This is a genomic window from Priestia sp. TRM10, from assembly GCF_057808375.1.
The window spans coordinates 74,192-88,667 of the sequence record NZ_JBJZOT010000015.1 but is presented as its reverse complement, the minus strand read 5'-3'; the positions used below and the strand labels follow the sequence as shown (position 1 = coordinate 88,667).

Here is a 14,476-nt window from a genome sequence, read left to right as displayed (position 1 = left end):
ATGAAATTAGTTCCCATAATGCCCATTAGAGAAAGTAAAAAAAGAGCATAAACCCGTTGAGTGACAAAGAGTTTACGCTTATCCATAAACTATAATTTAGTAGATATTTTTGTATATAGTTCTTATAATTTATAAAGCTAAATGTAGAATTTCTCAGGAAGCTATTACAATATTACTCCTGAGAAATCTCCGATCGGGACTTTCTTTTCATGTTGGTTTTTACATAAAAAGGAGGCGGGAATACATATTCTGTTATCCTGCTTTTCAAATTGCTCAATGGTTACGATAGAGTTGCTATACATCGTTCAAGTAGAAAAATGAAACTAAGGGTAATAAAAGCTATAGTAAGATTTGTTGGATAGTCTAAGGGATATTCCGTTTTTAAGTGTAGAAATGCTTATTTAATATGAGGGTGAAAAATATTAATGCAATTTTTCGGGTAAGGTAGATCTGTTTCATTTAATGAATTTAAATTATAAAGTACGAATTTATGTGGTAAGCCTTGAATCTAGTCGGTTACTTGGAAAGGAAGTGGTTTTGTTGGATTTAAATAAATACTTGTCAGGAAAAACTGCTCTTAATAATTACATTCAACATGTAAAGCAAAATGGTGCTTCTTTTCAAATTCATTATTGGGGAGTTATGCCAAAACATTATAATAATGATCTACACAAACATTCTTTTTTTGAAGTATGTTATGTAGCTGAAGGTGAAGGGACTTATATAGATAACAATTGTACTTATTCGCTTCAAAAACATACACTTTTTTTATCTAGGCCAGAAGTGTTACATCAAATAAAAAGTGAGAAGGGGTTATCTCTATTATATGTTGCATTTCAACTCATCGAATCAGAATCGAGTGAGAGTTGGATAAGAATCATGGAGATAGCAAAACAATGCACTGATATTATTTTATATGATAAATCTGAAACCGAAACCGTATTATTATGGAAAGCGCTTCTGATGCAAGCGACCAAGCACGAAAATGTATTTTTTGAAGAGATGCTTTCGAATATTGCATATTCGCTTATTGTGTCAATACTCCAAGATTTTGTTGCTGATTTAAATAAGAGTGACCATAAAAATGTTCCTGAACAGTATTCTGTACTTCTTACTCAAGCGCAATTATATATTAATGATAACTTATCAAACCCTTTAAAACTTACAGAGGTTGCGAAGCACCTCCATATATCTTCTAGGCATTTATCTCGTATTTTTGTATCTGAATTAGGAGTAAGTTTTTCAAAATATGTTCAAGACGAACGAATAAAAAAGGCAACTATATTATTGAAAAAAACAGATCTATCGTTAAAAGAAATTTCTGAAGAAACGGGGTTTATGAGTGTTCACTATTTCACCCGTGTTTTTACTTCTACGATGCAAACATCACCTGGGCGGTTTCGCTCTCTATTTGTAGACAGAAAGACAACTACATATGCTAGTAAATAATCTATATTTATTTCATGTACAACAGTGCATGAAAATTGTTTTTTCAGTTTAGTTCTTAATGAAAGATGTCTCCAAAGTACAAAAAAGTGTCCCCAAAATGTAATTACTATTATTAAAATGTTCTATATAATGGACTATACAAAGGGGATACTTACTGTATTAAGGAAGGTGCTTCTTTTCACAAAGGCTAATCAGATAGAAATGGAAGCGCATTCTTTATGCTGATTGAATTTATAAAATGTCTTTAAAAATAAAAGGCAAACCCCCTCTTTACAATTATCTATCATTAGACATACCAATGACGTTGTATATGGATGCAACAAACAGAAAGGGGAAATTTATAATGCGTTTAGCCTATGACCCATCGCATTATCGCGATAATACAAATTTAAAAGATACGATCGATACAGTTGCAAGATTAGGATATGAGTATGTAGAGTTATCACCACGTAAAGATTTTATTTGGTTTTATGAGTATCCAAAAGTGGACAAACAGCTCATCAAAGATTTAAAACGCTATTGTACAGATGCAGGGGTCAAAATTTCTTCGGTCCTACCTGTTCAGCAGTGGTCTTCCCCAAAGGAGGAGGAGCGACAAGCTGCAGTGAGAAACTGGAAACGATGCATCGAAATTACATCTGAATTAGGTGTAGACTTAATGAACAGTGAATTCAGTGGGGATATAAGTCGCCCTGTGGAAAGTGAAGCTGCTTTTGTGAAATCAATGGAAGAACTTATGCCGATTTTTGAAAGAGAAGGAATTAAATTAAACCTTCAATCCCATCCAAATGATTTTATCGAATTAAATATCGAAGCGATTCGGATGATTCGTGCTTTGGACAAAGACTGGATTAAACTTGTGTATTCTGTTCCACACGCATTCTTCTATGATGATGGCATTGGCGATGTTGCGCAACATCTAGAGGAAGCCGGTGATTTATTAGCGCACGTTCTCATTGCAGATACCCTAAACCATAAAGCAGCTTTTGGCTTACGTTACATTGTTAATCCGCCAGATGCAAAAGTCACGGTTCACCAACATTTAAACCCTGGTGAAGGAGAAATCAACTTTGAGGCGCTTTATCAAAAACTAAGAGAAATGAAGTTTGATGGCATTGTCACAAACGCTGTTTTTACTTATCCCGATCGTCCAGAGTGGTCGAATGACGTAACGTTAAAATCGATTAGAGAAGGATTAAACATCTAATACTGGTATATAAGTTTCAGTTCAACTTAAAAAATTACTAGAAAGTTGTTTCCTTTTTCTCCTTATCAATGTGTCTTTCCATTTAAGAAATGTACAAATGACCCTTAAATAGATAAATTTTGTCCACTCTTTGTTTAAAGCTACTTTAATATTTTTCGATTTAGAATATTTTCTAACAGGGACCAAGCTTCATAACAGTTTGGTCCTGTGATGAAAGGTTCAAATCCATAGTTTAAGTACATATTGATAGCTTGATAACTCGTAGTTTGAGATGTAAGATAGGCTTTTGAATGATGATGGGCCAAAATATTCATCGCTGCACTAAGTAAAGGTTTTGAAAGTTTTGCCCCTTGATATTCAGGTGTAACACCTACCCAATGTATTCTACCCCATATTTCCCCATTACCATTTAAATCGCCATACCATGCTGTTGTCGTTCCAATCACTTCTCCATCTTTATTTTCAATGAAAACACACCGCATGGACATCTCATCAATATATGGTCCAAACTCTTTACTGAAATGTTCTAGTGCAGCTTTCTCGTTTTTAAATTCATCTACACTTGCTTCAACGCTAGCCCAATTATGCTCATCACCTTTTTCAAATAACCTAATTTGAAATCCAGTTGGAAGCGAATATTGAGGAATATTTAATAATTCCTTTCTTACCATTTTAAGTGGAATTCTTTTCATTAAACTCATCTCCTTATAGGGGTTAATTGGAAGCTATATCAAAGTCACCGCGTACTTTTTAAGTATAGGTTAAGTTAAGCCTGTTTTGTTTTGTGAGAGTAATTTCTCAAAAAACTTTGCAACAGAACCATTTAAGCTGCCCTAGAAATGTAATTGTAAATTTTAATTAAATTGTCAGAAATGGACTAAATAGATTAAGAATCAGACACACTTCTAATTATGATATGTTAAATGAACAATGAAAAACTTATCGATTAAAAAAAGTCCAGCTTTCTATGTGAAAAGCTGGATTTTTTTATCTTACTGCTCTGATTCTTCTTTCTCAAATCGAACCAGCGCTGCTTTGGCACGGTCTCTAAGGGAGACTAAATTTTCCTCAACCTTTAAGATATTTTCCTTTTTTTGAACGAGCAACTCAAGCTGTTCTTCGACAGTGTTTACTACTTTTCTTAACTTTTCTTTTTGTTCACTCGTACCTTTTACCTGCCTATAATCAGCTTTGCGAAGTTCCAATATATCGCTGAGTTTGATGAACTGCTGAAGTTCTTGAAGGGAAAAGCCCATTACTTCTTTTGCATTTGTGATTTTTTCCAGAAAATCGATATGTTCTTGAGAATATAACCTTATGCCTCCTTTGCTTCGGGGAGGAGAGGGAAGAAGTCCAATTTGTTCATAATATCTGATTGTTCGTTTTGTTAAACCACTTTGTTTTGCCACATCATCTATTTTAAATTCGCTCATAATTTCGCTCCTACATTTATTCATTTCTCTTCTTACATTAACAGAGGAAAGGTTTTAGTTCAAAAAATATTATACTGCAATCCAAGATTTTCTCAGAAAAAGGTAAACAGGTTAGAAAAGGCTGTATTAATAAAACAACATAAATGTTTACGTTGACGTCAAGGTCAAAAGATTTTATACTGTTATTTGTGACAAGTATGAATGAATTTTTCAATTACCAAGGGGGGAAAAGATCATAACTCACAAGAATTTAAGTGAGTAGGTTAAATGCATTCTAAAAATAATGGATAAGGAGTTTTTTAGAAATGAATTCAGAGCCAGGACAATCATTGAATGCCCAATCCCAATCGGCTAAACAGCCAGTAGTTGTTTGGGTTATCTTTTTTGCGACTATTATTTCTTTTATGGGCTTAGGTTTAGTTGACCCAATTTTACCTGCGATTGCACAACAACTTGATGCAACTCCAAGCCAGGTTTCTCTACTATTTTCAAGCTATAACTTGATTACAGGGGTAGCGATGTTGATCACAGGGGTTGTTTCTAGTAGGATTGGCATTAAATGGACTTTATTAACTGGTATTTTATTTATTATTGTTTTTTCAGCTTTAGCCGGTTCTTCAAATGGAATATGGCAAATTGTTAGTTTCCGAGGTGGATGGGGACTTGGCAATTCATTGTTTATTGCCACAGCATTATCTGCTATCGTAGGATTGGCGATTGGAAGTACTGCCAAAGCCATCATTTTATATGAAGCTGCTATTGGACTTGGCATTTCTGTAGGTCCGCTGCTTGGCGGAGAACTAGGATCAATCTCTTGGCGCGGGCCGTTTTACGGAGTAAGTGTGCTAATGATTATTGCTTTTCTTGCCCTTTTATTGAAAATGCCTCGTGTGGAAAAACCGAAAGTTAAAAGCTCTATTCTAGATCCAATTAAAGCTTTAAAATTTCCTGGATTGTTTAGACTTGGTCTTACAGCTTTCTTATATAACATAGGATTTTTTACGTTAATGGCATATGCTCCATTTGTTATGGATTTAGATGAGCATGGTCTAGGCTATGTGTTTCTTGGTTGGGGACTTTGTCTTGCCTTGACTTCCGTCTTTATTGCTCCAAAGCTTCAAGTTAGATTTGGAACGGTCAAATCCATGTGTGCCATGTTAACTTTGTTTGCTTTAACTCTTTTAGCCATGGGAATTTGGACAGACTCAAAAACAGTCATTATTATTTCCGTTATTATTGCAGGACTATTCCTAGGGACTAATAATACATTAATCACTACAGCGGTTATGCAGGTTGCGCCAGTAGAACGTGCTACAGCCTCTGCAGCATACAGTTTTGTACGTTTTATTGGGGGTGCTGTCGGACCTTGGCTTGCAACTAAGCTTGCTGAAGCGTATTCCTCAGCTATTCCTTTCTATACAGGTGCTGTATTTGTATTTTTAGGCGTACTCGTTGTTGCATTTGGGCGAAAACACATTGCACATGTAGACCAAATCAGTGGCCATTAATGAAAACGTTCCTTTGGAAAAAGCGTAAACCCATTGAGTGACAACGGATTTACGCTTTTTCTTTTCCTTTAGGTATCCTTTTACAAACAACGTTTAGGGAAAACTTTACTTGTCATTAAATGAGGATATCTTTTGAGTCATAAATAATCATGATGAATTGACGCCATATACAAGAAGTGGTATCTTTACTTCGTAGTATATTTAGTTTTCTATCTAAATAAATAACGTTATAAAAAACATATATCATTAGGAGGCCATGCATGCGACAGTCTCAAGATAATCATATAGGCTATTTAATACAGCAAATTTCGCACCTTGTGATTCAACTTCATAATGAAAAGTTAGAAAGGGAAGGAGTGACTTCGTCCCAAGAACGTTTGTTAACACTCCTTTACATAAAGAATGGAGCTACTCAATCTGAGCTTCAGCAAGACTTACTCATTAAACCTTCATCTGTAACAAAATTAGTTGATGTGTTAGAGCATAAAGGTTTAGTTACACGGATGAGTGGAGACATGGATGCAAGAGTGAAAAGAATACACCTAACAGAAAAGGGGAAGCTTCTCGAGGAACAATTATGGTCCATAAAGAATGAAATGGAAGCACAGATAGGAAAGAGTCTTTCCGAAGACCAACATTCATCGCTAATTCATCTTTTGAATGTGGTGAAAAAAGACCTGCAGCAAAGTTAATTTGCTGCTAACTTTATATTTAAATATAGTTAGTTAGGAAACTAAAATAATAAAAAGTAGGTGTGTAGATGATTAAAGATGTTAAAAAGACGATCATTCTTTTATTTATTTTAAGTTTCTTTAATCCGATGGGAGGGACACTTGTTATCCCTGCTTTACCGTTTATAGCAAAAGATTTTCATTTAAATTCCTCCCAATCCAGTTGGGTATTTATTGGATATGAAGTGATGCTTATCGTAGGCTCAGTTGTTTATGGTAGGTTAGCTCAAGCATTTAAATTAAGAACGTTACTATATGGATGTATTTTGCTCACAACTATCGGAGGGCTAATTGCTTTAGTTTCTTCTAACTTATTACTATTAATTGTAGCTAGAGTCATTCAGGGAATCGCACTAGGTGCTCCAATTCCATTATCCATGCTCATTATTAATAAGTATTTCCCTAAGGAGGAACGTAAGAAAGGATTAACTTATATCGCGTTAGCTATCTCTTTAGGAACAGGTCTGTCACCGATTATTGGAGGAGTTACAACAAGTTTATTTGGTTGGAAAAGTACGTTCATTGTCATTGTTTCTATGATTATTTTGTTACCTTTTGTTAGATACATTCCTAATAATAAAGTTAAAAAAGGAAAAATCCCTTATATAGCTATAAGCTTATTAACCATTACCTTTTTATTACTCCTATATGGAATGCATGGCCATATTCTATTCTTAGGGATATCCTTTCTGGCTTGGATCATCTTTGTGGTTATGAATCATACGCAGAACTCACTAATCGATTTTAAGATCCTTAAGAATAAAATAGTAATAAAGATTGGTACTCTAAATTTTCTACTTATGCTCACGATTAATTCATTATTTTTTTTAACTCCTATCTACTTAGAAGATTTAAATCATTTATCATCGATTGAAATTGGCCTTATTTTATTCCCGGGTGCCATCTTAAGTGTTTTATCCATGAAGTTGATAGAAGTTTGTGCTTCGAAATTTGGTAGTGTTACTTTCCTGAATTGCTCTATTTTCACCTTATTTATAGGATTATTAGTTTTATTACTAAGTATTGGACACTCCGTCCTTTATACTTCAGTTGCCTTTTTATTCATTTACGTTGGTTTTGCTGCTGTGCAATCTGAATTAAGTAATTTCACCTCTGTACATTTGCCCTCTAACTTAATGTCGGAAGGTATAGGTATGTCTAACTTATTTTTCTTTATGGGAGCTACCTTTGGTCCGGCTTTAACAGGAGTTTTTCTAGATGAAAAGTTTACAATTTCAAATAAGATCATAACCTTTTCAACCTATCATATCGGTATCATAGGGATGGGGTTAATGGTCCTTGTCATGTTCTTCATCGTTATGTTAGCGATGAGAAGAAAAGGGAATAAAAGACAAAGTAACATACATTATCATGCCTGATCATTAGTGTGGTTAAACAACAATTGTAGTCAAACACTAGTTTTTTAGCCTGAGACATATTTTTAGTAGAAAAAATAAAGAACGGATTTCTATAAAAGAAATCCATTCTTTTCTGAATCCAATTTTAAGTTTTTGCTCTAAATTACATTTAAAAATTTAATAAGGGTGGGTGTGTACCCTTGCTGAACGAAAAAGCTAGACGACACCTTTAATGAAGCTGTTGTCTGGCTCATTGTTTTTGCGAGAGTGTGAAAAATCATAATTAAAGTCTAATCCTATTCTGGAATTTTTTCGTATGCTAACTTCATAATAATATCTTTGTATTGAGGATACTTTGATAAAAGATCAGCTTGTGTGAACAGTTCAAAGTCTTGGAATTCAAACCCCGGTGAAACCATACAACCTACTAGAGAGCAAGTATCTTCCTCCACTACAGACGATCCGAAGATTGAATTTTTTGGAACTAAAGCTTGAGGGACTTCTCCATTATCCAAGTCCATGCCTAATTTAATTTCTTCATATTCTCCATTTTCATGAATGATATGAATCGTTAAAGAACTTCCAGCGTGATAATACCATAATTCATCCGATTTTAAACGGTGAAAATGAGAGACATCATTTGATGTTAAAAGAAAGTAAATACTCGTATAGAGCTTTCGTTCACCTTCAAAATCAACAGTTAATTCTCGATCGGACGTACGTTCTTCTGATTCAAAGGTTCTTTTATAATATCCACCTTCTGGATGGGGGAGTAGTCCAAGTTTTGATACCCAATATTGTGCATTATTTTTCTTCATGGCGATCTTCCTTCCGCTTCCTCTATATTAAGAGTTTTTATTCGTACACTATTAATATAGCACGTATTAAAAAACTTAAATTTTACATTTAGTAGATAATTTCCCACTAAATTCTATTAGTTTGTAAGATGATGTATATAAATTACTTATATAGGAAATTGGATGTGTGAATTTACAAAAAATCAATAAGAAATTAAAATCTGGCTTACATAAAAATGATAGTTTTATATCAGTTATAAAAAATTTTGTGGGGGGAAGAACAATGGTCAAGCTTCGTAAAAAGATGATTGGACTAACAATAGCAGGAACAGTAGCAGTAGGTTCATTAGTTGTAGGTAATAGCATAATGGATCATCCTGCACAGGCAAAAAGTGAATCAAAGCAAAAGGGGAAGCAGCCTGAAAACGTAATTATGATGGTCATGGACGGGACAAGCTCTACAGCAACAACATTAGCACGTTGGTACAAAGGTGAGCCTCTTGCAATGGATGAAATCATGACAGGGGGAGTCCGTACATATTCTGCTGAATCTGCAATTACAGACTCGGCTCCTGCTGGAACAGCACTAGCAACAGGAAACAAATCCAATTCTGGCTATGTTGGGGTGTTGCCTTCACTCGTTACATCACCTGGTTTAGAACAAATTAGTGAAGAAGACAAATTTCGTCCGGTAGCAAATATAATGGAAGGGGCGGAGCGCACTGGACGTGCAACTGGTATTATTGCGACTTCTGAAATTCAGCATGCTACACCAGCTGCTTTCTCAGCTCATCACGCTGATCGTGATAACTTTGAGGTGCTTGGTGAACAACAGGTTTACCAAGATATGGAGGTTGTTCTTGGAGGCGGAAAGGAAGCTCTTCAGCCTGGTACAGGGAAAAAGAGCCGTAAGGACAATGAGGACTTAATAAAAGTTATTCAAGAAAAAGACTATGATTTTGTTGAAACAAAAGATGAACTATTAAATTCAAAATCAAATAAAATTTGGGGTTCATTTTCTAATAGTGCTCTAGCTTATGATATGGATCGTGAGGAAACAAACCCTGAACAGCCAGCACTTGCTGAAATGACAAGTAAATCAATTGAAACGCTTTCGAAAGATAAAGATGGTTTCTCTTTATTTGTAGAGGGAAGTAAGCCGGACTGGGCAGCACATGCGAACGATCCAATCGGAATGATTAGTGACGTGTTAGCCTTTGATGCAGCTGTTGCAGAAGCAGTAGAGTTTGCTAAAAAAGATGGAAATACAATGGTGATTGCTGTAACTGACCACGGGAACAGTGGTATTTCAATCGGTAACAGCAATACTACAAAAGGGTATGATACAACACCTGTCTCTAAATATATTGAGCCGCTGAAAAAAGCAAAAATGACGATTGAAGGGGCAACAAGCAAGCTAAAAGATGATTTATCTAATTTAGAAGAAGTTGCAGCACTTTATGGTTTAGAAAATTTAACCACTGATGAAAAAGAAAAACTAAAAGCGGCAAAAACAAAAGAAGAGGTAGGACCAATCTTATCTAAACTATTAGCAAATCGCGCGAACCTCGGTTTTACAACTGGAGGCCATACAGGTGAAGATGTTTTCTTATATGCCTATGGTCCGCAAAAACCATCTGGTTTAATTGATAACACAGACATTGCTAAAACAGTGTCAAAAGCGATGGGCTTTGACTTAGAAGAATTAACAGATGAGTTATTTCTAGATGCTGAATCAGCCTTTAAAAAAGTTAAGGCGACAGTAAAGGTTGATAAGACAGATGAAGCCAATCCAGTACTTGTGGTTACACGTAAAAACTTAAGGGCTGAACTACCTGTTAACAAAGATATTATCCGTATAAAAGGAAAAGAATATAATTTAGACAGTATTATTGTAGAGAGCAATGGTAAATTCTATGTACCTGAAGAAGCAGTGAATTTATTTAAAAAACATGCTCGCTAAGTTATTAAGTTAAACGAACGAAAGAACTGCGCCTCAACTTTAATTAAAGTTGAGGCGCAGTTCTTTTTATTTCTTGATCTATACATATTTAGTTCACATCATGTGATTCTAGAAAATCATAAAAGCCTTAAACTTGTTGGGGAGTAATGAATTTGGGATTTTTATTTTTCTTGAGGTCTACTTTCACGGTCATTTTCATTGTATTGAAAAAACAACTAACTCATACGTAGGAGGAAATAAGTCAAAAGTTAAAGAGAAATCTTTCAAATCTTCCTAATCTAAATCCTTTTAAAGAATATATGAAGAGATAGAGAATGCTTAGATCTTAACTTAATAAAGAATTCACATCATATATCCGTATTATTAAAAATCCTGATTACACAGGTGAGTTACGACTCCAGTCTTACTTTTTTATAAGTATAGAAGTGGTCAATTTTCCATCATGAACCATATATAATAAATGTACATCATCTAATAAATGCTTGTTTATTCCAAAAGTAAGTTGTTTAGTATGTTAGATCATGCACTATTCTTTCACGATATATCATTGTTAGTTAGTAACCATTTGTATATAAGTAGCTAAATGGAAGGAGAGAAATAAAACTTATTATACAAATTTTAAATTGTTGTCTATCCGAATGATATTAAACAGAGAGGAATTAAAATAATAAGATGAAAAAGATAAAAAGATTACTGAAATGGACAGGATTAAGTTTTGTATTATTACTCCTTATCGCTCTCTTTTTTTCCACCTGGACTGCCCATGTAAAAGGAAATAATAGTATAAATACATTAGAACAAGTGGAGATAAATGGAAGTAGTCATGAAATTATGATACGGGGTCACGATAAAAACAATCCTATTATTATTTTTGTTCATGGAGGACCTGGAAGTTCGGAAATCCCGTATGCGAAGAAATATCAAGACTTATTAGAAAAGAACTTTACAGTTGCAAATTATGATCAAAGAGCAAGTGGGAAATCCTATCATTTTTTTGAGGACTATTCTAATCTTTCATCAGACTTACTAGTCGAGGACTTATTGGCGATAACCGATTATATATCAGAACGTCTTGGCAAAGAAAAAGTAATCCTTGTTGGTCATTCTTATGGTACATATATAGGCATGCAGGCTGCCTATAAAGCACCTCAAAAGTATGAAGCATATGTTGGGATTGGCCAGATGAGTGATACAGTCCAAAGTGAGCTTGACAGTTTAAACTACGTTATGAATAAGGCAAAAAAGGCTGGAAATACAGATGATATTTCAGCTTTACAAGGGGTGAGGGAAAAAATCATAAAAGGTGAGACGTTTACCCCAAGAAATTTGGTACTCAAATATGGTGGGGGAGCAAGAGGAATTGATAGTCCAGATGGTGATAATCTAGGTATGTTGTTGAGCAGTGAGTATAACTTATTAGACGTGATCGGCTACAACTACGGGATATCCTATTCTCAAGAAACTTTATTAAAGGAAGTCTTAAAAAAGCCATTGCCTACTAAGATCACAGAACTTAAACTACCGTGCTATTTCGTGATGGGAAAGTATGACTATATGACTTCGTCTCATGCTGCAAAAGATTATTTTGATAAACTTGAAGTTGATAACAAAGAGTTTATTGCTTTTAATCACTCCGCACACTATCCGCAATTTGAAGAGAAGGAAAAGTTTTATAAGTGGATGTGCGATACATTTCTAAAGCACGAATAAAATGAAAAACCAAAAGACCATTATCCAAATTGGATATGGTCTTTTTAGGTCTTATAATTTTACAAATTTATTTTAAGTCGTTTTTTTATTTACACATGGCAAACCTAGTTTATATGTTATTTATACAAGGAGATGAGAGGAAGAGTGCTATGTAACGTTCTTCTTTTCAACACATCTTATTATGTATGACTTTCTTGGTTATACCTACCTAAATTTTACCTAGTATGTCTTAAGTAAAGAAAGGAATTCTAAGATTATCCAAGGGCAAGGAGGTGGCAAGCATGTCAAATCGTAGTGGTGGTCGTAATCAATTATTAGTACAAGGTGCTGAACTAGCACTTGAGCAAATGAAATATGAAATCGCTTCTAAATTTGGTGTTCAACTAGGAGCTGACCAAACAGCTCGTGCTAACGGTTCAGTAGGAGGCGAAATTACGAAACGTCTTGTTGCTACAGCTCAATCGCAATTATCAGGCCAAGTTGGAACAAGTAACGTATCTCGTTAATTGTTCAAAAAACTCTATAGCTATCATGGCTTAGGCTACTTACATCTGTAGGTAGCCTTCAATTTTATATTTTAAATCACTTTTTATCAGCCCCAATGTTATTATGCTAAGATTTTAGGTTCATTTTATCTAAAGATTGAAAGCTGTTTTCCTTAAGAGGTACGGAGAGTAATTGGGTTTTCTAAAACAAATGATAAAATAGGAATAGTAGATTATTGATAGAAGAGCTTCTTTCTTAGCAAAAAGGAAAAGGGGAAGGTTCCGTTGAAGAGAACCACCCCCTTTAATTAATCATCTCTATTATCTTTATCTTGTCTATCTTCCTGATCTTCTATTTGATCTTCTGGATCTGGATTTTGGTCTTTTTCATCATCTTTGTTTAGGGTATCATTTTCATCGACACCAGGAGCATTCTCATTTCTATCCCCATTATTTTCGTAATTCACATCATCTGCATCGCCATTATTATCATTGTTTGTATCATTTCCACCTTCGTCATTTGGAGCTTGTTCTTCATTTTGTTGCTCATCTTCTTGAGGCGAATCTTGATTATCATTTGCTGTACAACCTGTAATAAGCGTAATAGCAAATAATCCTCCTAATGATTTTAATAACCATTCCTTCATTTGGGCACTACTCCTTTCTTAACTATGATTTAAAATTCTTTCATATTTTTTGTATTTTACTTTTTTTTATTCACATGAATCTTGTTTGAAATAACAAACAAATCATTTTATATAAAAAAGAAGTCCTATTTTCGTAAATAGGACTTCTTTATTTAGCCTTTTATACTATGAATTAGTCAGTACGCAGTTAGAGATGGAGATTTCAGAACTATGCAAATATAGACTTAAATACGGTTTCAGAGTATGCACATTTATCTGTTAAAATCTCAGGTCGTTGCAATAACTGGGATACTGCACGTCTTAGACTAAAAATTAGTTAGGTCTTTTTGTTCTTTTCTTTACGATACCTTGCATACAGTATGACAACTGTAAGCCAAAATCCACTAATAAGGTATCCACCAAAAATGTCACTTGGATAATGTACCCCTAGATAAATACGACTTACTCCCATTGCTAAGATTATAGTTACAATCAGTAAAGATAATAGAACCTTTATTTTATAATGATTTAAATGAGTCCATAATAAAAATAAAAGTATACCGTAAAGAACAAAGGTATTCATAGCGTGTTGACTTGGAAAGCTATGACCATCAATCTCTACTAAATGTGGTCCATCTGGTCGTGAACGGCTAAGTAAATATTTTAGTCCTTCCCCAAGTAGTCGCTCTCCTAGCATTGTAATAATAAACAAAATAGAAGCAAAACGACATTTAATTACAAAATAAAGATAAAATAGAATGACAAGAGAAATCCCAATAGCAAAATAGCTTGAGCCGATGAAGTCAAGACCTTTCATTATATTGGTTAAAAAAGAAGATCGATTATTATGAATAATTGATGATAACCATTTGTCAAATTCACTAAACTTCCCCATTTTAACTAAAACAGTAGTGAAAACAAAGCTAATGATCAATAATAAACCAGTAATAATGTATGCTCTTAATTTAACTAAAATCTCCATGTTAGAATCCTCAAATCTATGTAAGTAATAATATTCTTCCCGAATATTTAACCAACATACAGATCTGTTGTTTATTAGAGGAATCTAGAGAGTCTTATGAATGATGTGTAAAATTCTGCATAACGAAAAGACACAAACCCCTTATCGTTCAACAGGTTTGCGCCTTCTCTACTTCCCCGAATTAAGATTATAGTGATTAGGTTAGTCACTAGAGGTTCCCCTTAGGA

The 14,476-nt window shown here is 34.3% G+C and carries 13 protein-coding genes; 8 read left to right on the top strand and 5 right to left on the bottom strand.

Features of this window, described 5'->3' with window-relative positions; all coding sequences use genetic code 11:
- The first annotated feature begins 540 nt into the window (after positions 1 to 540).
- The gene (locus ACK3CR_RS17275; protein ID WP_488975835.1) at positions 541 to 1,449 is read left to right on the top strand and encodes an AraC family transcriptional regulator; all 909 of its coding nucleotides are present in this window, start codon (positions 541 to 543) and stop codon (positions 1,447 to 1,449) included.
- Between the two features lie 343 nt (positions 1,450 to 1,792).
- The gene (locus tag ACK3CR_RS17270; protein ID WP_488975834.1) at positions 1,793 to 2,656 is read left to right on the top strand and encodes a sugar phosphate isomerase/epimerase family protein; all 864 of its coding nucleotides are present in this window, start codon (positions 1,793 to 1,795) and stop codon (positions 2,654 to 2,656) included.
- Between the two features lie 140 nt (positions 2,657 to 2,796).
- Here the strand turns inward: ACK3CR_RS17270 and ACK3CR_RS17265 are convergent, their stop codons facing one another.
- Positions 2,797 to 3,348 (bottom strand): GNAT family N-acetyltransferase, encoded by a 552-nt coding sequence (locus ACK3CR_RS17265; protein WP_488975833.1) that lies wholly within the window; start codon positions 3,346 to 3,348, stop codon positions 2,797 to 2,799.
- Between the two features lie 300 nt (positions 3,349 to 3,648).
- The gene (locus tag ACK3CR_RS17260) at positions 3,649 to 4,089 is read right to left on the bottom strand and encodes a MerR family transcriptional regulator (RefSeq protein WP_243519391.1); all 441 of its coding nucleotides are present in this window, start codon (positions 4,087 to 4,089) and stop codon (positions 3,649 to 3,651) included.
- 305 nt (positions 4,090 to 4,394) lie between these two features.
- Between ACK3CR_RS17260 and ACK3CR_RS17255 the strand changes: the two genes are divergently transcribed.
- The 3 genes from ACK3CR_RS17255 to ACK3CR_RS17245 all read left to right on the top strand — a co-directional run bounded on the left by ACK3CR_RS17255 (position 4,395) and on the right by ACK3CR_RS17245 (position 7,707).
- Positions 4,395 to 5,597, top strand: coding sequence for an MFS transporter (locus tag ACK3CR_RS17255; RefSeq protein ID WP_328124637.1), 1,203 nt, complete (start codon positions 4,395 to 4,397; stop codon positions 5,595 to 5,597).
- Between the two features lie 260 nt (positions 5,598 to 5,857).
- A complete protein-coding gene (locus tag ACK3CR_RS17250; protein WP_488975832.1) occupies positions 5,858 to 6,289 on the top strand; it encodes a MarR family winged helix-turn-helix transcriptional regulator in 432 nt (143 codons plus the stop codon).
- Positions 6,290 to 6,357: 68 nt separating this feature from the next.
- Entirely contained in the window at positions 6,358 to 7,707 is a 1,350-nt protein-coding gene (locus ACK3CR_RS17245; RefSeq protein ID WP_488975831.1) for an MFS transporter, read from the top strand.
- 275 nt (positions 7,708 to 7,982) lie between these two features.
- On the opposite strand, the gene ACK3CR_RS17240 is transcribed toward ACK3CR_RS17245, so the two are convergent.
- A complete protein-coding gene (locus ACK3CR_RS17240; protein WP_488975829.1) occupies positions 7,983 to 8,504 on the bottom strand; it encodes a cupin domain-containing protein in 522 nt (173 codons plus the stop codon).
- 262 nt (positions 8,505 to 8,766) lie between these two features.
- Here ACK3CR_RS17240 and ACK3CR_RS17235 point away from each other — a divergent pair, with 262 nt between their 5' ends.
- From ACK3CR_RS17235 to ACK3CR_RS17225, 3 genes are all read left to right on the top strand, one after another.
- Positions 8,767 to 10,446, top strand: a complete 1,680-nt coding sequence (locus ACK3CR_RS17235; RefSeq protein ID WP_488975828.1) for an alkaline phosphatase — start codon at positions 8,767 to 8,769, stop codon at positions 10,444 to 10,446.
- Between the two features lie 672 nt (positions 10,447 to 11,118).
- Positions 11,119 to 12,156 carry an alpha/beta hydrolase gene (locus ACK3CR_RS17230; RefSeq protein WP_488975827.1) on the top strand — a complete coding sequence of 346 codons (1,038 nt, stop codon included), beginning with the start codon at positions 11,119 to 11,121 and terminating at the stop codon, positions 12,154 to 12,156.
- A 281-nt stretch (positions 12,157 to 12,437) separates the two neighbouring features.
- Positions 12,438 to 12,662, top strand: a complete 225-nt coding sequence (locus tag ACK3CR_RS17225) for an alpha/beta-type small acid-soluble spore protein (RefSeq protein WP_243519408.1) — start codon at positions 12,438 to 12,440, stop codon at positions 12,660 to 12,662.
- 287 nt (positions 12,663 to 12,949) lie between these two features.
- Here ACK3CR_RS17225 and ACK3CR_RS17220 read toward each other — a convergent pair whose 3' ends face one another.
- On the bottom strand, positions 12,950 to 13,288 hold the full coding sequence (locus tag ACK3CR_RS17220) for a hypothetical protein (RefSeq protein WP_328124632.1): 339 nt from the start codon (positions 13,286 to 13,288) through the stop codon (positions 12,950 to 12,952).
- Between the two features lie 316 nt (positions 13,289 to 13,604).
- Positions 13,605 to 14,249 carry a phosphatase PAP2 family protein gene (locus ACK3CR_RS17215; protein WP_243519414.1) on the bottom strand — a complete coding sequence of 215 codons (645 nt, stop codon included), beginning with the start codon at positions 14,247 to 14,249 and terminating at the stop codon, positions 13,605 to 13,607.
- Positions 14,250 to 14,476: the final 227 nt, after the last annotated feature.